Source organism: Streptomyces sp. NPDC057249 (assembly GCF_042669245.1).
In the GTDB taxonomy this organism is placed as follows: domain Bacteria; phylum Actinomycetota; class Actinomycetes; order Streptomycetales; family Streptomycetaceae; genus Streptomyces.
The window spans coordinates 126865-151456 of sequence record NZ_JBHUXS010000007.1 but is presented as its reverse complement, the minus strand read 5'-3'; the positions used below and the strand labels follow the sequence as shown (position 1 = coordinate 151456).

At 73.1% G+C, this 24592-nt stretch carries 20 protein-coding genes and 1 tRNA gene; 13 read left to right on the top strand and 8 right to left on the bottom strand.

Going from position 1 to position 24592, the window contains the following annotated elements; translation table 11 throughout:
- Positions 1–37: 37 nt before the first annotated feature.
- Both ACFUJY_RS15275 and ACFUJY_RS15270 read right to left on the bottom strand, forming a co-directional pair.
- Positions 38–487: a peptidoglycan-binding protein gene (locus tag ACFUJY_RS15275; protein ID WP_383298869.1), complete on the bottom strand. Its 450-nt coding sequence runs from the start codon at positions 485–487 to the stop codon at positions 38–40.
- A 104-nt stretch (positions 488–591) separates the two neighbouring features.
- Positions 592–1509 (bottom strand): sugar phosphate isomerase/epimerase family protein, encoded by a 918-nt coding sequence (locus ACFUJY_RS15270; protein WP_383298866.1) that lies wholly within the window; start codon positions 1507–1509, stop codon positions 592–594.
- A 122-nt stretch (positions 1510–1631) separates the two neighbouring features.
- On the opposite strand from ACFUJY_RS15270, the gene iolC reads away from it, so the two are divergent.
- The 4 genes from iolC to ACFUJY_RS15250 are packed head-to-tail and all read left to right on the top strand — an operon-like array spanning position 1632 to position 6900.
- Positions 1632–2618, top strand: coding sequence for a 5-dehydro-2-deoxygluconokinase (iolC, locus tag ACFUJY_RS15265; protein WP_383298863.1), 987 nt, complete (start codon positions 1632–1634; stop codon positions 2616–2618).
- A gap of 2 nt (positions 2619–2620) precedes the next feature.
- On the top strand, positions 2621–3496 hold the full coding sequence (gene iolB, locus ACFUJY_RS15260) for a 5-deoxy-glucuronate isomerase (protein WP_383298860.1): 876 nt from the start codon (positions 2621–2623) through the stop codon (positions 3494–3496).
- Complete coding sequence (gene iolD, locus ACFUJY_RS15255; RefSeq protein ID WP_383298856.1) at positions 3493–5388, top strand: 3D-(3,5/4)-trihydroxycyclohexane-1,2-dione acylhydrolase (decyclizing); 1896 nt, start codon at positions 3493–3495, stop codon at positions 5386–5388. The genes iolB and iolD overlap by 4 nt, the downstream gene beginning before the upstream one ends.
- A gap of 12 nt (positions 5389–5400) precedes the next feature.
- Positions 5401–6900, top strand: coding sequence for a CoA-acylating methylmalonate-semialdehyde dehydrogenase (locus ACFUJY_RS15250; RefSeq protein WP_383298853.1), 1500 nt, complete (start codon positions 5401–5403; stop codon positions 6898–6900).
- Between the two features lie 38 nt (positions 6901–6938).
- On the opposite strand, the gene ACFUJY_RS15245 is transcribed toward ACFUJY_RS15250, so the two are convergent.
- The gene (locus tag ACFUJY_RS15245) at positions 6939–7409 is read right to left on the bottom strand and encodes a GNAT family N-acetyltransferase (RefSeq protein WP_383298850.1); all 471 of its coding nucleotides are present in this window, start codon (positions 7407–7409) and stop codon (positions 6939–6941) included.
- A gap of 97 nt (positions 7410–7506) precedes the next feature.
- Complete coding sequence (locus ACFUJY_RS15240) at positions 7507–8223, bottom strand: VC0807 family protein (protein WP_383298847.1); 717 nt, start codon at positions 8221–8223, stop codon at positions 7507–7509.
- 261 nt (positions 8224–8484) lie between these two features.
- Here ACFUJY_RS15240 and ACFUJY_RS15235 point away from each other — a divergent pair, with 261 nt between their 5' ends.
- Entirely contained in the window at positions 8485–9276 is a 792-nt protein-coding gene (locus tag ACFUJY_RS15235; protein WP_383299399.1) for a hypothetical protein, read from the top strand.
- 54 nt (positions 9277–9330) lie between these two features.
- Positions 9331–9954, top strand: a complete 624-nt coding sequence (locus ACFUJY_RS15230) for a DUF4291 domain-containing protein (protein WP_383298844.1) — start codon at positions 9331–9333, stop codon at positions 9952–9954.
- Here ACFUJY_RS15230 and ACFUJY_RS15225 read toward each other — a convergent pair.
- Positions 9951–10481 carry a hypothetical protein gene (locus ACFUJY_RS15225; protein ID WP_383298841.1) on the bottom strand — a complete coding sequence of 177 codons (531 nt, stop codon included), beginning with the start codon at positions 10479–10481 and terminating at the stop codon, positions 9951–9953. The genes ACFUJY_RS15230 and ACFUJY_RS15225 overlap by 4 nt on opposite strands.
- 162 nt (positions 10482–10643) lie before the next feature.
- On the opposite strand from ACFUJY_RS15225, the gene ACFUJY_RS15220 reads away from it, so the two are divergent.
- From ACFUJY_RS15220 to ACFUJY_RS15210, 3 genes are all read left to right on the top strand, one after another.
- A complete protein-coding gene (locus tag ACFUJY_RS15220; protein ID WP_383298838.1) occupies positions 10644–13307 on the top strand; it encodes an alpha/beta fold hydrolase in 2664 nt (887 codons plus the stop codon).
- The gene (locus ACFUJY_RS15215) at positions 13304–14182 is read left to right on the top strand and encodes an ABC transporter permease (protein ID WP_383298835.1); all 879 of its coding nucleotides are present in this window, start codon (positions 13304–13306) and stop codon (positions 14180–14182) included. Before ACFUJY_RS15220 ends, ACFUJY_RS15215 begins: the two co-directional genes overlap by 4 nt.
- Before the next feature lie 132 nt (positions 14183–14314).
- Positions 14315–15895, top strand: coding sequence for a von Willebrand factor type A domain-containing protein (locus ACFUJY_RS15210; RefSeq protein WP_383298832.1), 1581 nt, complete (start codon positions 14315–14317; stop codon positions 15893–15895).
- Between the two features lie 146 nt (positions 15896–16041).
- Here the strand turns inward: ACFUJY_RS15210 and ACFUJY_RS15205 are convergent.
- A tRNA-Arg gene (locus ACFUJY_RS15205) sits at positions 16042–16114 on the bottom strand.
- Positions 16115–16432: 318 nt separating this feature from the next.
- On the opposite strand from ACFUJY_RS15205, the gene ACFUJY_RS15200 reads away from it, so the two are divergent.
- The 4 genes from ACFUJY_RS15200 to ACFUJY_RS15185 all read left to right on the top strand — a co-directional run bounded on the left by ACFUJY_RS15200 (position 16433) and on the right by ACFUJY_RS15185 (position 22367).
- On the top strand, positions 16433–18085 hold the full coding sequence (locus ACFUJY_RS15200; protein WP_383299396.1) for a dynamin family protein: 1653 nt from the start codon (positions 16433–16435) through the stop codon (positions 18083–18085).
- Positions 18082–19995, top strand: coding sequence for a GTPase (locus ACFUJY_RS15195; protein ID WP_383298829.1), 1914 nt, complete (start codon positions 18082–18084; stop codon positions 19993–19995). The genes ACFUJY_RS15200 and ACFUJY_RS15195 overlap by 4 nt, the downstream gene beginning before the upstream one ends.
- A gap of 100 nt (positions 19996–20095) precedes the next feature.
- The gene (locus tag ACFUJY_RS15190) at positions 20096–20698 is read left to right on the top strand and encodes a single-stranded DNA-binding protein (protein WP_383298826.1); all 603 of its coding nucleotides are present in this window, start codon (positions 20096–20098) and stop codon (positions 20696–20698) included.
- Between the two features lie 211 nt (positions 20699–20909).
- Positions 20910–22367, top strand: a complete 1458-nt coding sequence (locus ACFUJY_RS15185; RefSeq protein WP_383298823.1) for an LAETG motif-containing sortase-dependent surface protein — start codon at positions 20910–20912, stop codon at positions 22365–22367.
- A gap of 275 nt (positions 22368–22642) precedes the next feature.
- On the opposite strand, the gene ACFUJY_RS15180 is transcribed toward ACFUJY_RS15185, so the two are convergent.
- Positions 22643–23896, bottom strand: coding sequence for a tyrosine-type recombinase/integrase (locus tag ACFUJY_RS15180; RefSeq protein ID WP_383298820.1), 1254 nt, complete (start codon positions 23894–23896; stop codon positions 22643–22645).
- A gap of 67 nt (positions 23897–23963) precedes the next feature.
- The gene (locus tag ACFUJY_RS15175) at positions 23964–24203 is read right to left on the bottom strand and encodes a helix-turn-helix transcriptional regulator (RefSeq protein WP_383298817.1); all 240 of its coding nucleotides are present in this window, start codon (positions 24201–24203) and stop codon (positions 23964–23966) included.
- Positions 24204–24592 lie beyond the last annotated feature (389 nt).

Here is a 24592-nt window from a genome sequence, read left to right as displayed (position 1 = left end):
CCCGCCGCCCCCGGCCCGGCCCGCCGCCCCGCCACCCTCACGCCGCGCCGTCGACCGGGGTGTCGCCGCGCCAGAGCGCGGCCCAGGTGTCCGCGTCGACCAGGCCGGTGCCGAGCAGGGGCGGGTGGTCGGCCTGGAAGCGCCGGACGGCGTCCAGGGTGCGCAGGCCGAACGTCCCGTCCACCGCGTCCCACGGCAGGTAGCGCCAGTTGGCCAGCATGCACTGCACCTGGAAGGCGCGGTCGCCCCGGTCGCCGAAGACGGTCAGCCCGTCCCCGTCGTAGAAGGCGCACACGGGGCTGGAGCCGGCCGGCGGCACGTTCTCCGCGTCCGCGGCGGCCCCCGGGGCCACGGTCACGGCGGTGGCCAGCGCGAGGGCGGCCAGGAGGCCGGTGGTCAGGGCCGAGGCGCCGGCGGACCGGCGAGGACGCGGCGGGGACTGCGAGGGCTGCTGCGGGGGCTGCGGGGACAAGGCGGTGCCGGACATGGAGGTCGCTCCTCGGTGAGTGCGGGGGCGGGCCCGGAGGCCCGATCTCACCCAGGACAACAGCCCGTACCGGCCTCACGTCACTGGCCGGAGGTCCGGAAGTGTCACGGCCTCCCGCAGGAGCGGAGGTAGTCGCGGGTGCGGCGGGCGATCGGGAAGGGGCGGTCGGGCGGACACGGGTACATGTCCTGCTCGACGATGGCGAACAGGTCGACGTCCAGCCGGCGGGCGGCGGCGAGCACCGGCTCCAGGGCCGGGACCCCGCCCGGCGGTTCGCACATCACGCCGCGCGCCACGGCGGGACCGAACGGCACCTCGTCCGCGACCACCTGGGCGAGGACCGCCGGGTCCACCTGCTTCAGGTGGAGGTAGCCGATGCGCTCGCCGTACGTCTCGATCAGCTCGACGCTGTCGCCGCCGCAGTACGCGTAGTGCCCGGTGTCCAGGCAGAGCGAGACCAGGTCCGGGTCGGTGGCGTCGAGGAAGCGGGCGACGTTCTCCTCGGTGTCGATGTGGGTGTCCGCATGGGGGTGGACGACGACGCGCAGCCCGTAACGGTCCCGGACCTCGCGCGCCAGCCGCTCGGTCTGCGTGGTGAGGTCGCGCCACTGGCCGGCCGTGAGGAACCGGTCCTCCAGCACCTCGCCCGTCTTGTCGTCGCGCCAGAAGGAGGGGATGACCACGAGGTGGCCGGCGCCCATCGCCCGGGTGAGTGCCGCGATGCCGGCGACATGCTCCCAGGTCCGGTCCCAGACGTCCGGCCCGTGGTGCAATCCGGTGAAAACGGTGCCCGCGGAGACGGAGAGCCCCCGGCTGCCGGTCTCGTCCGCGAGGCGGGCCGGATCGGTGGGGAGGTAACCGTACGGACCCAGCTCGATCCACTCGTAGCCCGCGGCGGAGACCTCGTCCAGGAAGCGCCGCCACGGCACCTGCCGGGGGTCGTCGGGGAACCACACCCCCCAGGAGTCGGGCGCGGAGCCGATGCGGATGCAGGGCGGCGCGGAGGCCGGGGAGGACGTCATGCCCAAGCCTCACCACGCGGGGAGACGAGTGTCAAGAATTAGTCCGTATGTCCGTACAAATGATTGACGGTGATCCAAGCGGAGATGATCCAGGTACAGGCGCCCAGCCGAAGGGATGTCGCATGCCTGAGCAGCCGTACGACGTGATCACCATGGGGCGGATCGGGGTGGACCTCTACCCCCTGCGAACGGGCGTGCCGCTGGCCCGGGTCGACACCTTCGGGAAGTTCCTCGGCGGTTCCCCGTCCAACGTGGCCGTCGCCGCCGCCCGCCTCGGCCGGCGCACCGCCGTGGTGACCCGGACCGGCGCAGACCCCTTCGGCGACTATCTGCGCGAGCAGCTGCGGGAGTTCGGGGTCGACGACCGGTGGGTGACGCCCGTCGCCGCCTACCCGACCCCGGTCACCTTCTGCGAGGTCTTCCCGCCCGACGACTTCCCCCTCTACTTCTACCGCCAGCCCAAGGCCCCCGACCTGGAGATCCACGCCTCGGAGCTGGACCTCGAAGCGGTCCGGGCCGCCCGGGTGTTCTGGATGACCGGTACCGGCCTGTGCGCCGAGCCGAGCCGTACGGCGACACTCGCCGCGCTGCGCGCCCGCGACCGCTCCGGCATCACCGTCTTCGACCTCGACTGGCGCCCGGTGTTCTGGCCGCCCGGCGCCTCCGGACCGAGCCCGTCCGCCCGTTACCGCGAGGCCCTGGCGTACGCGACCGTCGCCGTCGGCAATCTGGACGAGTGCGAGATCGCCACCGGCGAGCGCGAACCGTACGCGGCGGCCCGCGCCCTCATCGACGCCGGTGTCGAGCTGGCCGTCGTCAAACAGGGCCCGGCCGGCGTCCTCGCCGTCCACCGCGACGGCACCGTCGCCGACGTGCCGCCGCTCCCCGTCGACGTGGTCAACGGCCTCGGCGCGGGCGACGCGTTCGGCGGCGCCCTCTGCCACGGGCTGCTCGGCGGCCGGGACCTCGCGCACACCGTGCGCTACGCCAACGCCGCGGGCGCCATCGTCGCCGCCCGGCTCGCCTGCTCCTCCGCCATGCCGTTCCCGCACGAGGTCGAGGCCGCCCTCGCCGAGGGCGCGGTCACCGCACACGGCGAAAGGGCCTGAGCATGCGAGGCGAACCGACGTACCACCTCCCGGCCGGCTCCACCGCGCACGGCCCCTACGCCCTGGACATCGGCCCGGACCGGGCCGGCTGGGAGCGCTCGGGGCTCCGCGTACTGGAGCTGGAACCGGGAGGAGTTCACACACTCGTCACCGGGGAGTGCGAGTGGATCGTGCTGCCGTTGACCGGCAGCTGTACGGTGCACATCTCAGATGAGATCTTTGAACTGCTGGGCCGGAGGAGCGTGTTCAGCGGCGTTTCCGACTTCGCCTATGTACCGCGCGACGCCCACGCACAGATCGCCTCCGGCGCAGGCGGCCGCTTCGCCCTGGCAGGAGCGAAGTGCGAGCGACGACTCCCCGCTCGCTACGGCCCCGCGCCGGAGGTACGCGTGGAACTGCGCGGGGCCGGCGGCTGCTCCCGCCAGGTCCACAACTTCGCCGCCGCCGACGCCTTCGACTGCGACCGGCTCATCGCCGTGGAAGTCCTCACGCCCGGTGGCAACTGGTCCTCCTACCCGCCGCACAAACACGACGAGCACCACCCCGGCGAGGAATCCGTCCTGGAGGAGATCTACTACTTCGAGGTCGAGGACGGCGGCCTCGGCTACCACCGGGTCTCCCCGTCCCGCCCCGGCGGTACGGACGTGCTGGCCGAGGTCCGCAGCGGCGACGCGGTCCTCATCCCGGACGGCTGGCACGGCCCGTCCATCGCCCAGCCCGGCCGCACCCTGTACTACCTCAACGTCATGGCGGGCCCCGGCGAGCAGCGGGAGTGGCTGATCCGCGACCACCCCGACCACACCTGGGTCCGCGACACCTGGCCGTCCCAGCCGGTCGACCCCCGGCTGCCGCTCCACGCACCGGAGGACCACGCATGACAGCCACGTCCGGGGCCGCCGGCACCCGCCGCCTCACCACCGCCCAGGCACTCGTCGCCTTCCTCGCGCGCCAGTACGCCGAACGCGACGGCGCGCGCCACCGGCTGATCGCCGCCACCTGGGGCATCTTCGGCCACGGCAACGTCGCCGGCATCGGCCAGGCGCTCCTGGAGACCGGCCCCGCGATGCCCTACCTCCAGGGCCGCAACGAACAGGCCATGGTCCACGCGGCCGTCGGCTACGCCCGCCAGTCGGGCCGGCTGTCCGCCCACGCCGTCACCACGTCCATCGGCCCCGGCGCCACCAACCTCGTCACCGGCGCCGCCCTGGCCACCGTCAACCACCTCCCCGTCCTGCTGCTGCCCGGCGACACCTTCGCGACCCGCCCCGCCGACCCCGCGCTCCAGCAGCTGGAAGTGCCCTACGCGGGCGACCTCTCCGTCAACGACTGCCTGCGCCCGGTCTCCCGCTACTTCGACCGGATCACCCGCCCCGAGGCCCTGATCCCGGCCGCCCTGCACGCGATGCGGGTCCTCGCCGACCCGGCGGAGACCGGCGCGGTCACCCTCGCGCTGCCGCAGGACGTCCAGGCCGAGGCGCACGACTGGCCGGCGGAGTTCTTCGCGGAGCGCGTCTGGCACGTCCGCCGCCCCGCCCCCGACCCGTACGAACTCGACCGGGCCGTACGGGCCGTGCGCGCCGCCCGCCGCCCCCTGGTCGTCGCGGGCGGCGGGGTCCACCACAGCGCCGCCGAGGACGCCCTCGCCGGGTTCGCCGCCGCCACCGGCATCCCCGTCGCCTCCACCCAGGCGGGCAAGGGCTCGCTGCCCCACGACCACCCCGCCGACGTCGGCGGCATCGGCCACACCGGCACCGCCACCGCCGACGACCTCGCCCGCGCCGCCGACCTCGTCATCGGGATCGGCACCCGGTACACCGACTTCACCACCGCGTCCGCCACCCTCTTCCAGCACCCCGGCGTCCGCTTCCTCAACGTCAACCTCACCGGCTTCGACGCCCACAAGCTCGCCGCGCTCCCCCTTGTCGCCGACGCCCGCACCGCCCTCGACGCCCTCACCGAAGCCCTGGCCGGACACCGTGCGGACCCCGCGTACGTGACCGGGTACACCGAGGCCAAGGCCCGCTGGGAGCGGCGCGTCGACGCCGCGTACGCCACGCCCGACCCGGAGGCCCGCCCCACCCAGACCCAGGTCCTCGGCCTCCTGGACGAGCTGGTCACCGACGAGGACATCCTCGTCAACGCGGCCGGTTCGCTCCCCGGCGACCTGCACAAGCTCTGGCGGACCCGCTCCCCGCGCCAGTACCACGTGGAGTACGGCTACTCCTGCATGGGCTACGAGATCCCCGCCGCGATCGGCGTCCGGATGGCGGCCCCGGACCGGCCCGTCTGGGCACTTGTCGGCGACGGCACCTACCTCATGAACCCCACCGAGATCGTCACCGCCGTCCAGGAGAACCTGCCGGTCAAGCTGGTCGTCCTGCAGAACCACGGCTACGCCTCGATCGGCGGCCTCTCCGAGGCGACCGGCGGCGAACGCTTCGGCACGGCCTACCGCCACCGGTCGGCGGACGGGGACTTCACGGGCCCCCCGCTCCCGGTGGACCTCGCCGCCAATGCCGCCTCGCTCGGCATGCGGGTCCTGCGCGCCGGGACGGTGGCCGAGCTGCGGGCGGCCCTCGCCGAGGCCCGCGCCGACGACCGGCCCGTCTGCGTGCACGTCGAGACCGAAACGCCGGGCGACGGGCAGGGGTCTCCCGGGGCGCAGGCGTGGTGGGATGTCCCCGTGGCCGGGACGGCCACCCGCCCCGCGGCGGTCGAAGCACGGAAAGAGTACGAACGACACAGCGCCGGCCGACGCCGTCACCTCTGAAGGAGCCTCAGCATGAAGACCGTGAACCACTGGATCGGTGGCAAGACCGTCGAGGGCACCTCGGGCAACTACGGCGAGGTCACCGACCCGGCCACCGGCGCCGTCACCACCCGGGTCGCGTTCGCCTCGCCCGACGAGGCCGGCACGGCGGTGGCCGCCGCGAAGGACGCGTACCGGACCTGGCGCGACTCCTCGCTGTCCGCCCGCACGGCGGTCCTGTTCCGCTACCACGCGCTGCTGGACGCCCACCGGGACGAGATCGCCGCGCTGATCACCGCCGAACACGGCAAGGTGCACTCCGACGCGCTGGGCGAGGTGGCGCGCGGCCTGGAGATCGTGGAGCTGGCCTGCGGTATCACCACGCAGCTCAAGGGCGAGCTGTCCACCCAGGTCTCGAACCGGGTCGACGTGTCCTCGATCCGTCAGCCGCTGGGCGTCGTCGCGGGGATCACCCCGTTCAACTTCCCGGCCATGGTGCCGATGTGGATGTTCCCGCTCGCCATCGCCTGCGGCAACACCTTCGTGCTCAAGCCCAGCGAGAAGGACCCGTCCGCCGCCAACCTCCTGGCCGAGCTGGCCGCCGAGGCGGGGCTGCCGGACGGCGTGCTCAACGTCCTGCACGGGGACCGGGTCGCCGTCGACGCCCTCCTGAACCACCCGGACGTCGCCGCCGTCTCCTTCGTCGGCTCGACGCCCATCGCCCGCCACGTCCACGCCACCGCCTCGGCCAACGGCAAGCGCGTGCAGGCGCTCGGCGGCGCGAAGAACCACATGCTGGTGCTGCCCGACGCGGACCTGGACGCCGCCGCCGACGCCGCCGTCTCCGCCGCGTACGGCTCGGCGGGGGAGCGCTGCATGGCGATCTCCGCCGTCGTCGCCGTGGGCGCCGTGGGCGACGAGCTGGTCGCCCGGATCAAGGAACGGGCCGGCCGCGTCAAGATCGGCCCCGGCACGGACCCCTCGTCCGAGATGGGCCCGCTGATCACCGCCGCCCACCGCGACAAGGTCGCCTCCTACGTCGCCGGCGCCGCCGCCCAGGGCGCCGAAGTGGTCCTCGACGGCACCGGCTTCACCGTCGACGGCTTCGAGGACGGCCACTGGATCGGCCTCTCGCTCCTGGACCACGTCCCCACCGACTCCGACGCGTACCGGGACGAGATCTTCGGCCCGGTCCTGTGCGTGCTGCGCGTGGAGACGTACGAGGAGGGCGTCGCCCTCATGAACGCCTCGCCGTACGGCAACGGCACCGCGATCTTCACCCGTGACGGCGGAGCGGCCCGCCGCTTCCAGCTGGAGATCGAGGCCGGCATGGTCGGCGTCAACGTGCCGATCCCGGTGCCCGTCGGCTACCACTCCTTCGGCGGCTGGAAGGACTCCCTCTTCGGCGACCACCACATCTACGGCAACGACGGCGTCCGCTTCTACACCCGGGGCAAGGTCACCACGACCCGCTGGCCCGACCCGGCGGACGCCCCGGCGGGCGTGGACCTGGGCTTCCCCCGGAACCACTGACCCCCGGCACGGGCCGGGGCCCCGGCTCCGGCCCGTACTCAGCCCAGCTCCAGCACCCCGACCGTCTGGCCCCCGCTCGTCTCACCGGTGGGCCGGAAACCGAGCCCGAGGTAAAAGCCCTCGGGGCCGTCGTCGCCCGGGTGCCAGGTGACGTACATCCGGGTGCCGCCGCGCCGGCGGATCTCGGCGGCCACGGACTCGACCGCGAACCGGCCGTAACCGCGCTTCTGTTCGTCGGCCGCGATGTTGAGGCGCCACAACCCGGAGCGGATGTGGTGCTCCTTGCCGTCGTTCTCGAAGTCGATGTCCAGGAAGGCCATCAGGAAGCCGACGAGCCGGTCGCCGTCGAGGACGAGCCGGGGCCAGGCCACTGCCCGGTGCACGTAGGCCTCCGCGAGGGAGGTCGCGACCGGCTCCACCAGATGCTCCTGGTCGGGCCGGACTCTGAGGGCGATCGCGGCGTCGATGTTGTCGGCGGTGACCTCGGCCAGCCTCGGCGAAGTAGTCATACGAGAACCGTAATCGGCGAGGTCAAGCGGATTTTCGGGGCGCGAATGACCGCAGGGCCGCTCCCCCGGAGTGGCCCTGCGGCGTTCTGAGGGGTGGTCAGCGGTCCGAGGAGGCGGCGGCCTCGGCCGCGATCATGCGCTCCATCGGGACGACCCCGAAGCGGCCCGAGACGAGGAAGGCCAGCACCATGGCGGCGATCATGAGCACCGTCCCGGCCCACACCATCGTCTCGACCGGCACGGTGTAGGCGCCCACGGCCCGCACCACGCACTCGGCGAGCAGCGCCCCGCCCCAGACCGCCGAGAACCGGGTCTCGGCCCTGCGGAAGGCCGGCGAACCGGCGGAGAGCCGTTCCCAGGCAGCCGTCTTGGCGGCCTCGCCCCGGGTGAGCCACGGCCGCAGACCCGCCGACAGCATCGGCCGCCCCCGCAACGCCGTCACCAGGAACGTCAGCCCGACGATGCTGCTCACCCCGCTGTCCTTGAGGAGCATCAGCCGCGGGTCACCGGCCACCAGGCCCAGCAGCAGCGAGACCACGTTGACCGACACCATCAGCGCCGCGAGGCCGTTGAGCCGGCGCTCGCGCACCACACCCCACACGGTGCGGACCGCCGGAAGAACGCTGCTCCAGGCCAGCGCCCCGAAGGTGCCGAGCCCCGCCGCCTTCAGCGCGTAGTACGCGGCGAGCGGCATCGCGACATCCACCAGCAGCGGCTTCAGGCTGTCCACGAGGGCCTTGCGGGGGGCGATCGGGGCGGCGCCGGCCGGGGCGTCGACGGCGGGGGCGGTGAGTGTGGCGGCCGGGCTGCTCATGTCGGTTCCTCCCGTTGCGGCGGCGCCTCGGTGGCTCCCGCTCTCGACACGTACAGACTGCCGATCGGCACCCCTTCCGCGGCAGAGCCGCGTGTACCGACCTCCGCATGACGAATGTCATGGCGTCGGCGTGCGGTGGTACGGCTCCGAGCGCGTGACCCGATCGTTGCCGTACGGCGTACAACCGCGAACGGCCGCGCGTGGTCACACACACGGTCCGGTTCTCAAGGGAAGAGCGAGGTCACACCTGTGGCGAAGACGATGTGGAACGCGGTGGTGGCCGGGGGCGCGGCGGCCGTGTTCACCGCGATGGCGGCGGCACCGGCGGGGGCGGCGGAAGGGGGAGCCTCGTTCTCCCGGGTATCGCTCAACGGCGGCAAGCCGATCGTGATCGGGGTGCAGGAGGAGGTCGAGGTGGCGGGCTCCTTCCGGATGACGACCACGCGCAAGTTCGATTACGGACCGGTGGTGTATCCCTACCGGGGAAGACTCGCCGACGGGGACAGTTTGTGGAACAGCATCACCACCAGTGACTGTCACCCCGTGGCGAAGGGGATCTGCGACTTCAAGGAATGGCTGACCATCGACCCGCGCCACGTCGACTTCGGCAACGAGGACGCGGGGACCTGGCGGACCGCTGCCCGCATCTTCTACGTCGGTGACGACTACGACTTCGACGACATGGACATGCCAATCCAGGTCCAACGCGCCACCCGCGTCACCGTCAACGCCGCGCCCGAGCCGGTCGTCATCGGCAAGACCATCACCGTGACCGGCAAGGTCTCCCGGGCGAACTGGGACACCCACACGTACCAGGGGTACGCGGGCCGCACGGTCAGCCTGCAGTTCAAGGCGGACGGCGCGTCCTCGTACACGACGGTCAAGAAGGTGACGTCCAGCTCGACGGGGGCGCTCAGGACCACGGTGAAGGCCGCCAAGTCCGGTACCTGGCGGTGGAACTACTACGGGAACTCCACCTCCGGCGCGAAGGCGTCGACCGGGGACCACGTCGTCGTGTGGTCCGGCGTCCGCGTGATGCACGCCGCCCGCTAGACCCCGTCGGAAACTCGTTCGCCCGTTCCCCGCCGCCGGTGCTGGGATGGCTGCATGACCGCATCCGCGTCCTCAGCCGTCCCGCCCCGGTACCAGATCCGCGCGCTCCACACCGCTGGCACGGTGACCGTCTATCAGGCGTACACCCCGTCGCTCGGGCTGCCCGCGGCCCGCGACGGGCGTTTCCCCGCCGCCTGGAAACGCGACCGCATGACGTGGATCAAGCCGAGCTTCCTGTGGATGATGTACCGCTGCGGCTGGGGGACGAAGGAGGGGCAGGAGACCGTCCTCGCCGTCGAGATCACCCGCGAGGGCTTCGACTGGGCGCTCGGCCACGCCGAACTCTCGCACTACGCACGGGGTGTTCATCCGGACCGCGCCACCTGGCAGCGCGGCCTGCGCCTGGCCCCCGCCCGCGTCCAGTGGGACCCCGAGCGCGACCTGCACCTGAACCGGCTCCCGTTCCGCTCGCTCCAACTCGGCCTGGCCGGCGAGGCGTCCCGGCGGTACGCGGACGAGTGGACGGTCTCGATCCGCGACGTCACCCCGCTCGCCCGGGAGATCCACGCGCTGGCACGGGCGGGCGAGACGGAGGCCGCTACCGCGCTGCTGCCCGCCGAGACGCCGTACCCGCTGCCCCAGGGCACCCCCCTGCCCACCGCTCAGGACAGCCCTTAGGCCCACCCCGTCAGCTCCACGATCTCCCGCGCGATGTCCACCACCGCGCGCCCGTCCGTCGCCACCCGCACGGTGTCCGCCGGGGCGTGCTCGTCGAGCAGCCGGGCCTTGCGCATGCTGCTCCGCAGCTCGTGCCCCAGCTCGGAACCGACCTCGCGGCCGGTGAGCCGCTGCGCGGCCGTCGCGTCGGAGGCGGTCAGCAGGACCCGTACGCACCGCACCCCGGCCCCCATCGCACGCTCGAACATGGGCGCCGAACCGGCCAGCACGCTCACCGTGTTCGTGTAGACGAGGCGGCGCAGGCCGAGGGACGCGTAATTGGCCCAGACCGCCGTCAGATTGCGTTCCGTGATCAGGGAGCGGTGCGGGTCCCCGTCCGGCGCGGGATGCACGGCGCCCATGAAGTCGCCGTCCACCACCGCGTGCGCGGCCCCCGCCTCCCGCAACCGCGCCGACACCTCCCAGGCCACGGTCGTCTTCCCCACGCCCGCGCGCCCGCCGATGAGCAGTACTTCCGGCTGTTCCATGGCGGCAGCGTTCCAGACCGCGGGGGCGTCGCGCGACGCGACCGGCGGTCCGGGGCATACCGCGTCCGGAGTACGAGGCCCGCTTCCGTACGCCTTGAGGATGCCCGGGAGATCCGCCCGGCGGCAGGCGGGACGGGGTGGCGGGCCGCATAGGCTCGGCGCATGGACTCCCCTGACGCGCGTACGTCCCGGTGGCGGCGGCTGCTGCCCCGCACCCGAGGCCGGTGGGCGGCGGCCGGGGCCGCGCTCCTCGTGCTCGCCGGTGCGGGCACCTGGACGGCGGTGGCCGACGACAGCGGCCCGGCCGTGCACCGCCAGGACCGGATGATGCGCGTCGACGGAGTGTCCCTGGACACCTCGTACTTCACGGCGGGAGGCGGCGGGCGCCGGCCCGCCGTGCTCATCGGCCACGGTTTCGGCGGCAGCAAGGCGGAGACCCGGGCGCAGGCCGAGCAGCTGGCCCGCGACGGGTACGCCGTGCTCACCTGGTCCGCGCGCGGCTTCGGCAGGTCGGGCGGCGAGATCGGGCTGAACGCGCCGGACCGCGAGGTCCGGGACGTGTCCCGGCTGATCGACTGGCTCGCCGGCCGCCCCGAGGTACGGCTCGACGCCGAGGGCGACCCCCGCGTCGGCATCACCGGGGCGTCCTACGGCGGCGCCGTCTCGCTGCTCGCCGCCGGCCACGACCACCGGGTCGACGCCATCGCCCCGCAGATCACCTACTGGAACCTGGCCGACGCGCTCTTCCCGGACGGGGTGTTCAAGAAGCTCTGGGCCGGGATCTTCGTCAACTCCGGCGGCGGCTGCGGAAACTTCGAGAAGGAGCTGTGCGACCTGTATGAGCGGGTCGCCGTCAGCGGCAAGCCGGACGCCGCCGCGCGCGCCCTGCTCACCGAGCGCTCCCCGAGCGCCGTCGCCGACCGCATCAAGGCCCCCGCGCTCATCGTGCAGGGCCAGACCGACTCCCTGTTCCCGCTCGGCCAGGCCGACGCCATGGCGAAGGCCGTCGCCGCCAACGGCGCCCCCGTCTCCGTCGACTGGGCGGCCGGCGGGCACGACGGGGGCGACATGGAGACCGGCCGGGTACAGAAGAGGATCACCACCTGGTTCGACCGTTACCTGAAGGGGGACGAGGGCGCCGACACCGGTCCCGCCTTCCGCGTCACCCGGACCGGCGGCATCGACTCCACGGACGGCGCCGCCCTCACCCGGGGCGCGAGCAGCGACACGTACCCGGGTCTGCACAGCGGCCCCGGGACGGTGGAACTGCACGGGCGCGCCCAGACGATCGACAACCCCGCGGGGGCCAACCCGCCGTCGGTCTCCGCCGTCCCCGGCGTCGGCGGCCCGCTCGCCCAGCTCTCCATCCTCGGCGTCGGCGGCCTCGCCCTCGACTTCCCCGGTCAGTACGCCCGCTTCGACTCCGCCCCGCTGCCCGCCGCCCGCCGCATCACCGGCGCCCCCACGGTCCGGGTGACCGTGAAGGCCGACCACGGCGACGCGGTGCTGTTCGGCAAGGTGTACGACGTGGCGCCGGACGGGAAGCGGCAGGTGCTGCCCGCCCAGCTCGTCGCCCCGTACCGGATCACGCCCGCGCGGCAGGGCAGGCCGATCGAGCTGACCCTGCCCTCCGTCGACCACGAACTCGACGCCGGACACCGCCTCCGCCTGGTCCTCGCCGCGACCGACCTCGGCTACGCGTCCCCGGCCGAGCCGGCCACGTACACCGTCTCCCTCGACGGGCCCCTCACCCTTCCCACCGCGCCCGGCCTGAAGACCGCCTCCGCCGCACTGCCCTGGTGGACCTGGGGGCTGCCGGCCGCCGCCCTGGTGATCGCCGCGGTCCTGCTGCTCACCGCCCGGCGCCGTACCGCGACGCCCGCCCCCGACCCCGCGCTCGCCGACGTACCGCTCCAGATCACCGGCTTGTCCAAGAAGTACGCCAAGTCCGCCGACAGGTACGCAGTGCGCGACCTCTCCTTCCGCGTCGAGAAGGGCCAGGTGCTCGGCCTGCTCGGCCCCAACGGCGCCGGCAAGACCACCACCCTGCGCATGCTCATGGGGCTCATCACCCCCGACGACGGCGAGATCCGCGTCTTCGGGCGGGCCATCCGCCCCGGCGCGCCCGTGCTGTCCCGGGTCGGCTGCTTCGTGGAGGGCGCGGGCTTCCTGCCGCACCTGTCCGGGCGCGCCAATCTGGAGCTGTACTGGAAGGCCACCGGACGCCCCGACGAGGACGCACGCATCGACGAGGCCCTGGAGATCGCCGGGCTCGGCGACGCCCTGGCCCGCGCCGTGCGGACGTACTCCCAGGGCATGCGGCAGCGGCTCGCCATCGCCCAGGCGATGCTCGGCATGCCGGACCTGCTCATCCTGGACGAGCCGACCAACGGGCTGGACCCGCCGCAGATCCGCGAGATGCGGGACGTGATGATCCGGTACGCGGCCGGCGGCCGTACCGTGATCGTCTCCAGCCACCTCCTGTCCGAGGTCGAGCAGTCCTGCACGCATCTGGTCGTCATGGACCGGGGCAGGCTCGTCCAGGCGGGCCCGGTCGCCGAGATCACCGGCTCGGGCGACATGCTCCTGGTCACCGCCGCCGACCCGCTCACCGAACCCCTCGTGGAGAAGGTCGCCGCCCTGCCGGGCATCGGCTCCGCCGTCCGCACCGACGACGGGCACGGGCTGCTGGTCGGCCTCGACGGGGCGACCTCGCCGGAGCTGATCGCCGAGCTGGTCCGCCTCGACGTGCCGTTGACGGGCGTCGGCCCGCACCGCCGCCTGGAGGACGCCTTCCTCACCCTGATCTCCGGAGGCTCCGCATGAGCACCGCAGCCGGCCTCACCGAGGCCCCCGAGGCACCCGGCTACCGGGCCCGCCGCACCCTCCCGCTGCGCGTCGAGGCGGTCCGGCAGCTGCGCCGGCGCCGGACGCTGCTCATGGGCGGGGTGCTGGCCGCGCTCCCGTTCGTCCTGATCGTCGCGTTCGCGATCGGCGGCACCCCGGACGGGGGGCCCGACGGCGGCGACCGGATCACCCTGATGGACACGGCGACCGCGTCCGCCGCGAACTTCGCCGCGACCTGCCTGTTCGTGTCGGCGGGCTTCCTGCTCGTCGTCCCGGTCGCGCTGTTCTGCGGCGACACCGTGGCCTCCGAGGCGAGCTGGTCCTCGCTGCGCTACCTGCTGGCCGCGCCCGTGCCCCGGGCCAGGCTGCTGTGGAGCAAGCTCGTCGTCGCGCTGGGCTTCAGCCTCGCCGCGATGGTGCTGCTGCCGCTCGTCGCGCTCGCGGCGGGGGCGGCGGCCTACGGCTGGGGGCCGCTCCGGTTGCCGACCGGGGGAGCGCTGCCTGCCGGGGACGCGGTGCCGCGCCTCGCCCTGGTCGTCGCGTTCGTCTTCGTGTCCCAACTGGTGACCGCGGGGCTGGCGTTCTGGCTGTCGACCAGGACGGACGCCCCGCTCGGCGCGGTGGGCGGCGCGGTCGGGCTGACCATCGTCGGCAATGTGCTCGACGCCGTGACCGCGCTCGGCTCCTGGCGCGACTTCCTGCCCGCCCACTGGCAGTTCGCCTGGGCGGACGCGCTCCAGCCCACGATCGAGTGGGGCGGCATGGCGAAGGGCGCGGCCGTATCGGTGACGTATGCCCTGATCCTGCTCGCTTTCGCGTTCCGTGGGTTCAGCCGTAAGGACATCGTGTCCTGACCTTGACATTCCGCCGGTTCCGCGCTCGTCGTTGCCGCATCGAGATCGTTCCGCAACCCTTTCGTCCGGTCCCGGCCGCCCCCTCGCGCGTCACATTCACAAGTGCTGACGTGACGACACAGGGGGTACGGGATGGAACACCGCACACGGAAGTACCGGGGCGCGGCGGGCTTGTTGCTCGCGGCGGGCATGCTGCTCACCGGCTGCTCGGGGACGGACGGCGGGGACGGTAAGGCGACGTCCGACGAGCGGCGCGCGGGGGCGCCCGCACCGGCGTACACGGGCGGGGCGAAGGGCGCGGAGAAGGAGGGGGCGAAGGACGGCGACACGGCGGACCGGCTCAAGGAGACCGCCCGGCCCGACTACCTCTCCACCTTCGCGCTCGACGTCGACACCGCCTCGTACGGCTACGCCCGCCGCACCCTCGCCGACGGCCGGCTGCCCGGCCCGGAGTCCGTGCGGCCGGAGGAGTTCGTCAACAGCTTCCGCCAGGGCTACCACCGCCCCGAGGGCAACGGCTTCTCGGTCTCCGTCGACGGGGCCAGGGCCGCCGGCGAGCAGGACGGCTGGTCGCTGGTCCGGGTCGGCCTGGCCACCAAGGCCGCCCCCACCACCGGTGAACGGCCCCCGGCCGCCCTCACCTTCGTGGTCGATGTCTCCGGCTCGATGAATTCGCCCGACCGCCTCGGCCTGGTCAAGACCTCGCTCGGCATCCTCACGGACGAGCTGCGCGACGACGACTCGATCAGCCTGGTGACCTTCAGCGACGAGGCGGAGACCGTCCTGCCCATGACCCGGCTGGGCGGCCACCGCAGCAGCATCCGCGACGCCGTCGACTCGCTGGAACCCGGCGCCTCCACCAATGTCGGGGCGGGCATCGAGCGCGGTTACGAGGAGGCGGTGGAAGGCCGCCGCAAGGGCGTCAACAACCGTGTCGTCCTGCTCTCCGACGCGCTGGCCAACACCGGCGACACGCAGGCCGACGACATCCTCGAACGGATCGACTCGGCCCGCCGCGAGTACGGCATCACCCTGTTCGGCGTCGGCGTCGGCAGCGACTACGGCGACGCGTTCATGGAGGAGCTGACGAACAAGGGGGACGGCCACACCACGTACATCGCCGACGAGGAGCAGGCCCGCAAGGTCTTCGTGGACCAGCTCCCCGCCCACCTCGAACTGACCGCCCGGGACGCCAAGGCGCAGGTCGCCTTCGACCCGAAGACCGTCGAGAAGTTCAAGCTGATCGGCTACGAGGACCGCAAGGTCGCCGACGACGACTTCCGCGACGACACCGTGGACGGCGGCGAGGTCGGCCCCGGCCACACCGTCACCGCCCTGTACGCCGTCCACCTGCGCGACGGCGCCTCCGGCCACGTCGCCACCGCCACCGTGCGCTGGCTCGACCCGAAGACCCGCAAGCCGCACGAGAAGACCGGCTCGGTGGCGACCGGGGCGATCACCGGCAAGCTCTGGGGCGGCCGGAGCACCCGCCTCCAGGTGACGGCGGTGGCCGCCTACTTCGCGGAGAACCTGCGCGGCACCGGCCTGCCCGGCGCCCCGGGCCTCGGCGAACTCGCCGACCGGGCCGAGAAGCTGGCCACGACCACCGAGGACGCCTCGGTGACGAAGCTGGCCGACGCGATCACCCGCGCGGACCGGCTGAAGGGCGGCGGGGACCCCGTGGAGGACACGGGAGAGGGCGAGATGGACTGACAGGAGGTGCCGGGGGAGCGGTCCGCTTCCCCGGCACCCCGGCGGTGTTTACGCCGTCACTACACGGACCGCGCTAACGTGCTGGGCCCCGCAAAAAAAAGGGACCTCCCTCGGGGGGAGGTCCGGCGCGGGCGGCTGGGCAGAGGCGCCCCCGGCAGGACTCGAACCTGCGGCCAAGCGCTTAGAAGGCGCCTGCTCTATCCACTGAGCTACGGGGGCCGGGTGGTGGCTGCGGTGGTCAGGAGCCCCGGGGCCCGGGCGGTCCGTGACCTTGCCGGGACAAGGATAGGGCTCCGATCGGCTCGACCTCGTTGCTTCACCTGCGTGGCACGATGTGGAGGTTCGGTGAAGCGAGACGATAATCGCAGGTAGGTGCGGATCACGCACCGCTTTTGACGCTCCACGCCACGGGTGTTGTGCACTCGTTATGCCTGCGCCCCACTCATCCCCTCTGTCCGGACGGAGGAACCGGCGCGCAGAGGTGGCTATACGCTTCAAAAAGGCGCCAAAATTGGGCATTCTTCGCATGTGGTGACCTTGGACGTACGGCCTCAGCTCATCGACGCACTCTCCGCCCTGCGCGACCGTGTCGCCGCCGTGCGTCTCCCACTCCCGCTCCCAGGGGCCCCGCGCGCCAGGCAGACCCGGACCGAGCTGCTCGCCCAGCTGGACGACTACCTGCTGCCCCGGCTCAAGGACCCCGAGGCGCCCCTGCTCGCCGTCATCGGCGGATCGACCGGCGCCGGCAAGTCGACGCTCGTCAATTCCCTGGTGGGGCGCCGGGTCAGCGAGGCCGGGGTGCTGCGGCCCACCACCCGCACGCCCGTTCTCGTCTGCCACCCGGACGACCAGCACTGGTTCGCGGGCGTACGGGTGCTGCCGCAGCTCACCCGGGTCTGGCTGCCGCCCGAGGAGTACGCCGAGCCCGGCCAGTGCGACGACCTCGAAGGACCCGACGGCCACGCGGCCGAGGAGGGCACCGCGCTCCGCGTCGAGACCGCCGCCGGGCTGCCGCGCGGGCTCGCCCTGCTGGACGCCCCCGACATCGACTCCCTCGTCGTCCGCAACCGGGTCCTGGCCGCCGAACTCATCTGCGCCGCCGACATCTGGGTCATGGTCACGACGGCCTCCCGGTACGCCGACGCCGTGCCCTGGCACCTGCTCCGCACCGCCAAGGAGTACAACGCCTCCCTCGTCACCGTCCTCGACCGCGTCCCGCACCAGGTGATCGCCGAGGTCTCCCGCCAGTACGGGGCCCTGCTCACCAAGGCCGGACTCGGCGAGGTGCCCCGGTTCACCATCCCCGAACTGCCCGAGTCGGCGGGCGGCGGAAGCGGACTCCTGCCCACCACCGCGGTCGCCCCGCTGCGCGCCTGGCTCGCGCACCGCGCCCAGGACCCGGCCGCCCGCCAGCAGGCCGTCGGCCGGACCGCCGCCGGGGTCATCGACTCCCTGGACGTCCGCATGCCCGCGCTCGCCGGCGCCGTCGCCGCGCAGTACGCCGCCGCCGTACGGCTCACGGGTGTGGTCGAGGAGGCGTACGGGAAGGAGGGCGCCCGGCTCCGGCGCAGGCTGAAGAACGGCGGCGCGCTCGCCGGCGACGCCCGGACCCGGTGGCGCGGCTACCCCACGTACAGCACCTCCGAGGAAGTGCTCGACGCGCTCGTCGAGAGCCTGGCCGCGCTCCTGGAGTGCGGTGTCGCCGCCGCCGACGAGCAGATCCGCGCCGTCTGGCGCAAGGAGCCCGCGGCGGCGGCCATCGCCTTCGAGGCGGCGGGCCGCGAGGAGGGCGGCTGGGGACCGGCCGAGGACATCCGGGGCCGGATCGACATGACCGTCCGCAGATGGCGGCGGATTCTGGAGGAACTGGCCGAGGAGGAACTGCGCCTGATGGAGCGCAACGCCGCCCCGGACCCCGAGACCGTCGCCACCCTGCTGGCAGCCGCCCTGCTCGGCGGACGCCGCGCCCGCACCGCCGGCGAACAGCTCGCCGAACGCATCGGCGCGCAGGGCGCGCTGCGGCTGCGCGACAAGGGCGGCGCGCTGCTCGCCAACTGCCTCGACCACGTGCTGAACGGCGAACGCGACCGGCGGCTCGCCCCCCTGGACGCACTCGACGTGGCCCCCGAACCGCAGGCCGAACTGATCGCCGCGCTGTCCCTACTGCAGAAGGAGAGGTGGCAGCGATGACTGCCGTCACTGACGAGAATCCGGGGCAGGGCGGGGCCGGGGAGCAGCTGTCCGACGCGTCGCGCCCCGGCCCCGGCTGGGACGACGGGCTGATCGCCCGGCGTGCGCGGGCCGCCCGCAAGGAGGCGGAGCAGACCCCGGACGAGGCCCCCGAGGAAGAGGACGACGGACGGCCGCAGGTCGAGGCGTACGTGGACTCCGGCAGCCCGCTCCGGCCCCGTCTGGACGCCCTGCGCGAGCTCGTCGGCCTCTCCCGGGCCCGCCTGGACCGGGCCGCGCTCGCCGAGGCCGGCCGGGTGCTGGACGAGGCGGCGGCCCGGCAGCGACTCTCCTCCCGGCACACCGTCGTCGCCATCGCCGGGGCGAGCGGCAGCGGGAAGTCGGCCCTCTTCAACGCGCTCGCCGGCGCCCAGCTCTCCGAGACCGGCCTGCGCCGCCCCACCACCTCCTCCCCGCTCGCCTGCTCCTGGACCGACGGGGCCGCCGGACTGCTGGACCGCCTCGCCGTGCCCGGCAGGCTCCGGCGCAGGCCGCAGCCGGGCGGCGCGGCGGCCGACGAGGCGCTCCAGGGCCTGGTCCTGGTCGACCTGCCCGACCACGACTCGGCGGCGAAGGGCCACCGCGACCAGGTGGACCGGGTGCTCGCGCTCGTCGACGCGGTGATCTGGGTGGTGGACCCGGAGAAGTACGCGGACGCCGCGCTGCACGAGCGCTACCTGCGGCCCCTCGCCGGCCACGCCGAGGTCACCTTCGTCGTGCTCAACCAGATCGACCGGCTGCCGGGCGAGGCCGCCGACCAGGTCCTGGACGACCTGCGCCGGCTGCTGGACGAGGACGGCATGGCGCTCGGCGAGCACGGCGAGCCCGGGGCGACCGTCCTGCCCCTGTCCGCCCTCACCGGCGAGGGCGTCGGCGAACTGCGCGAACTGCTGGGCCGGTTCGTCCAGGACCGTACGGCGGCGACGCGGCGCCTGTCCGCCGACGTGGACGCCGCCGCGGCCAGGCTCCGCCCGGTGTACGTCGCCGAGGGGCGGCCCGGTCTGGGGGAGCGGGCCCGGGAGGAGTTCACGGACCGGCTCGCCGAGGCCGTGGGCGCGGCGGCGGCGGGCCAGGCGGCCGAACGCGAGTGGCGCCGCAACGCCGGACGGGCCTGCGGCACGCCGTGGCTGCGGCTCTGGCGCTGGTACGAGGCCACCCGGCAGCCGGGCAGCCGGGACCGCGTCCCGCTCGCCGCCCCGCCCGAGGAACGGCTCACCGCGCGCCAGCGCGTCGAGCAGGCCGTGCGCACGGTCGCGGACGACGCCGCGGCCGGACTGCCCGGGCCCTGGGCGCAGGCGGTGCGGGAGGCCGCGGTGCACGGCGCGAAGGGGCTGCCGGACGCGCTGGACGAACTGGCGGAGCGCGTGGCGGGCGGGGGCGCGGGTGGAGAGGGGGCGGTGCGGGGTGCGGGCGGCGCCGCGGTGTGCGCGTCGGCTTCGGAGGCCGCGGGCGGTGCGTCGAGCGGGAGCGCGGGTGAGGGCCGGGGCGGGCGTGCGGCCGGGAGGCCGCCGCGTCCCGCGTGGTGGCCGGCGGCGGTGCTGGCGCAGGTCGCGATGACGCTGTTGCAGATCTTCGGCGGCCTGTGGCTGGCCGGCCAGATCATCGGGGTGGTGGAGCCGGGGCTGCTGACGCCCGCCCTGGTGATGCTCGCGGGCATCGTGGGTGGCCCGCTCGTCGAGTGGTCGTGCGCGGCGGCGGCCCGCGGGCCCGCCCGGCGGTACGGGCAGGAGGCCGAACGGCGGCTGCGCGAGGCGGCGGCGGCCTGCGGGCGGGCCCGGGTGCTCGACCCGGTCGCGGCCGAGCTGATGCGCTACCGCGAAGTGCGGGAACGCTACGTGGCGGTGACGGAGTTTTCCACAACGGCCCGTTAGTCCACAGCCCCCGGCAGGAATTCCGCCTCCCCTCCAGCATGGAACCGGTGGCCGCGCGCACGGCGCGGCCACGAGATCCGGGCGAAGGGGAGGCGGAGTCATGAACGAGACCCTGGTGACGCTGGTGGGCAACGCGGCGACGGCGGTGGAGTTCCGGGAGACGGCGAGCGGCGGGATGGCCCGGTTCAGGTTCGCGGTGACGCCCCGGCGGTGGGACCGGGCGAAGGAGGTCTGGGCCGACGGGCACACCAGCTTCTACACCGTGTGGGCGTGGCGCACGCTGGCCGCGAATCTGACGGGCTCGGTCGCGGTGGGGGAGCCGCTGGTGGTGCACGGCAGGCTGAAGGTGCGCGAGGAGGAGTTGGAGGGGCAGCGCCGGACCTTCGTGGACATCGAGGCGGTGGCGGTGGGCCACGATCTGACCCGGGGCACGGCCGCGTTCCGCCGGGTGGTCCGGGGCGAGCCGGGGCTGACGTCGCGGTACGGTCCGGCGCCGGTCGCGGCGGGGCCCGATCCGTGGGCGGTGCGGGAGGCACCGGAGCGGCGGGACGAGGAGGCGGTGGCCGAGGGCGCACCGGCGGTGGTGGCGGAGCCGCCGGAGGACCCGGCGTTGCCGGAGCGGCCGGCCCCGCGCCGGCGGACGGGGCGTCAGAAGGGCGGAGCCGCCCCCCGGAAGCCCGACTCCGACCTGGTGACCGCGTGATGACGACGCGTACCGGGGCCGGTGTCGGCAAGAGGGCGCGAGTTGCCCGGGATAACGATTGCGATTCGGAATGGTTGTCGGATGGTATGACGGGGGACTGTTCTTGGCTCGCTCCATAGGATCTCCCCGTACTCACAAGGCACTTGAGTAGCAGGCGGGACAATCCCCACACGCGTACCGGGCGCGAGGGTCTCGCCCGGAGGGGAAATAAGTGTTTTCTGCTTCTTCAGCGACCGCTTCGTCATCCAAGGCGACGGTCCCGACCGCACGGCGCGGGCGCATAGCCCGGCTGACCGCTTCCGCGATGGCGTCCGGCCTGGTCGTGGCCGGAGCCCTCGTCGGCGCCGGCACCGCGACGGCCGACGAGGTGCCCGCGCACCAGGGCGGGGCCACCGCCGTACTGGACGGGCTGAAGACCTACGGCACCGCGCTCCTGAACGACGACGGCAAGCAGCGCAAGGTGTCCGCGGGTCTGTTCGAGATGAACGTCGACGGCGGCGGCACGCTCAAGACGTACTGCATCGACATCCACAATCCGACCCAGGACCGGGCGAAGTACCTGGAGACCCCCTGGAGCCAGACCTCGCTCGGCGCCAACAACGACGCCGGCAAGATCCTCTGGATTCTTCAGCACTCCTACCCGCAGGTGAACGACCTCTCGCAGCTCGCCAAGGCGGCCGGCACCGGGACGCTCACCGACGAGACCGCGGCGGCCGGTACGCAGGTCGCGATCTGGCGGTTCTCCGACCACGTCGACGTGACCGCCCAGGACGAGCAGGCGGAGAAGCTCGCGGACTGGCTGGAGAAGTCCGCCACCGTCACCGCCGAGCCCAAGGCGTCCCTGGCGCTCGACCCGGTCGCGGTCTCCGGCCGCTCCGGTGAGCGCGTCGGCCCGGTCACCGTCCACACCAACGCCGGCCAGGCCACGGTGACCCCGCCGGCGGACCTCGCCAGCGGTGTGAAGGTCACCGACAAGGCGGGCAAGCCCGTCACCACGGCGTCCGACGGCGACCAGCTCTACTTCGACGTGCCCACCGGCTCCGAGGAGGGCACCGCCTCGCTGACCGTCCAGGCCGCCACCTCCGTCCCGGTCGGCCGCGCCTTCGCCGGCGTGACCAAGAGCCAGACCATGATCCTGGCCGGCTCCAGCGAGTCGACGGTCTCCGCGAACGCCACCGCCACCTGGGCCAAGCAGGGCCCGATCCCGACCGCCACCGCCGAGAAGAACTGCGACAAGGGCGGCGTCGACATCACCGTCGGCAACAAGGGCGACGAGGCGTTCACCTTCGAGCTCGACGGCAAGGAGCACACCGTCGAGGCCGGCAAGACCGTGACCGTCACCGTGCCGGTCGCCGAGGACCAGGCGTACGACATCACGGTCACCGGCCCGGGCGGCTTCTCCAAGACCTTCAAGGGCGTCCTGGACTGCAAGACCACCAGCAGCGGTACCGGCGGCACCGGTGGCACGGAGACCCAGACCGGTGACGAGCCCACCCCGACCACCGCCACGGCCGGCGGCAGCACCACGGGCGGCGACGACACCAACCTCGCCGAGACCGGAAGCTCCAGCGCCACCCCGATGATCGCGGGCATCGCCATCGCCCTGGTCGTCGTCGGCGGCGGCGCGGTCGTGCTCCTGCGCCGCAAGGGCCGTACCGTCAGTGAGTGACCAGCGGTAGCACACCGTCACACGCACTGATCAAGGCCCCGGCAGGCTTCGGCCCGCCGGGGCCTTCGCGTGCCCTCCGCCGCACGACCCCCTCCGGCCCGCACGTACCGCGACCCGGGACCGCGCGTATCGCGCACCGGACCGGTTTCCGTCAAGAGGCGGCCGTCAGGCAAGATGGGGTGTTTTTGGCGAGTCAAGCGCTCCGAAAGGCCCCTGACCAGCGGCGGAACCACCAGTCAGGGGCCGTTCAGGGGCCGTGGGCCGTCTGCGGGCCGTCAGGCCGCTTCGGAGAGCGCTTCAGGGTTGATCCGCCGGAACACCTTCGACACCGCCGCCCTCGTGCGTTCCTCGCTGCTCGGCAGCAGGTGCGTGTAGATCCGAAGCGTAAAGCCGGGGTCCGAGTGCCCCAAGTAGACGCTCAGCGCCTTGATGCTCTCGCCGCCATCCAAGAGCACCGACGCGTAGAAGTGTCGGAGAGCGTGCATGCCGTCGTCCGGTGCGGCGGCGTAGCGCTCGCCGCGTTCCTTGGGCGGGATGACGCCGGCGGACGCGAGGGCGGGCTTCCACACGTAGTCATCGAAGTAGCTCCGCCAGATGGCGTGGCCTACGCCGCTGGTGAAGACGAGATCCCGCGCGACAAGGGGCCCGTCCGGCGTCTTCCAGGGGAGCTTCACCTGCACTGGTGGGAAGCGCTGCATGTGGAGCCGAAGGGCGTCGGCGGTCACCGGGCTGAGCGGCGTATCGCGGAGCTTGCCGCGCTTAGGCGGAGCGAAGACCAGGACCCCTCGCACCCGCTTGACCTGTTGCCGAACATGCAGCCAACCCGTCTCGAAGCCGATGTCGGCCGCGTCCAAGCCGAAGACCTCGCCCTGACGCAGGCCGCAACCGCCTCCCGCATCCACCGTTGCCCGATACCGATCGGGAAGCCCAGCGCGAACCGCGAGCACGCGGGCTTCGGACCACGGCTTGATCAGGCGCGGATCGGGGTCCGGCGCCTTGACCGATTGGGCGTGGCACGGGTTGGACCTGATCACCCCGTCGTCAACGGCGGCATTGAACAGCGACGACACCGAGTCGTAGATGGCGCGGCGGTACGTGGCGTTGGGGACGGCGGACTTCAGGGCGCTCAACCAGGCGCGTACATGCTCGGGCTTGAACGATCCCATGGGCCGCGTACCCATGTACGGGACCGCGTGAAGCCGAATCCGGCGGTCAACGGCTTCTTGACTACCCAAGTCCGTGGTCAGGCCCTTGAGCCACTTCGTGGCGTACTGCCGGAAGGTGACCTGACCGGCCTTGGGGTCGATGAAGTGGCCGGCGTCCATGTCGGCCTTGATACGCGTCAGCCACTTTTCGGCGAGCGTCTTCTGACGGTCCGCGAAGCTCTTGGACTGCTCGGTGCCGTCCGGGCCGATGTACCGGGCCCGGTAGCGGAGCCCGATGCCGTAGCGGTCGCTCTTGACTCGTACGGGCTTGCCCTCGGCGTTGGTCTCGGTCTTGTACCAGCGGTCTTGGATGTGGCCGGCCAATGGGTGCTCCTGTGGGCATGGGGCAGGGGCACGACCGGGTGGTCGTGCCCCTGCTGGTCGGTGGGTGTCAGGCGACGGCTTCGGTGTTGCTCTCGACCCAGGCCCGGACTGCGGCGGGGTCGTAGCGCAGGTACTTGCCGATGCGGATGGCGGGCGGTCCTACGCCGGTCTTGCGCCAGGCGTAGACCGTTTCGACGCTCGGCAGGCCGAACATGTGCTTCAGGTCGTCGGGGGTGAGGTAGCGGTCGGGGAGGCCGGCGCGCAGGGTGGTCTGTGGGTCGGTCTCGGGGGCACGTTTCGGGGCCACGGTGCGACTCCTTGGGGGAGGGCGGCTGTGCCTGTCCTAGGTGCGGATTTCTGCGTCACAGCGTCACCAGCGTCACGCGGGCTGCTGACCTGCGGTTTTGTGTGACGCGGGGGTGTGAGTGTTCGTCATCGGTGCGTCACGGGGTGCGTCACGGCGTGACGCAGGTGACGCAGGATGACGCAGAGCTTTGCCGTCTGCGTCACGCCCTTAACCGCAGGCCAGGGGGTTTTTTTGCCGTCCGCGTGACGCTGTGACGCAGAGCTTCCCTACTTAGGAAAAAGGGAAGGGGCGTCTGTAGTAGTGGCGGTGGCTCTCCGAGCGTGAAGTGAGGGGCCGCTTCGCGGCGCGGCCTTTGGGCGGCGTTCCGCCGAACAGCAAGAAGAGCACCC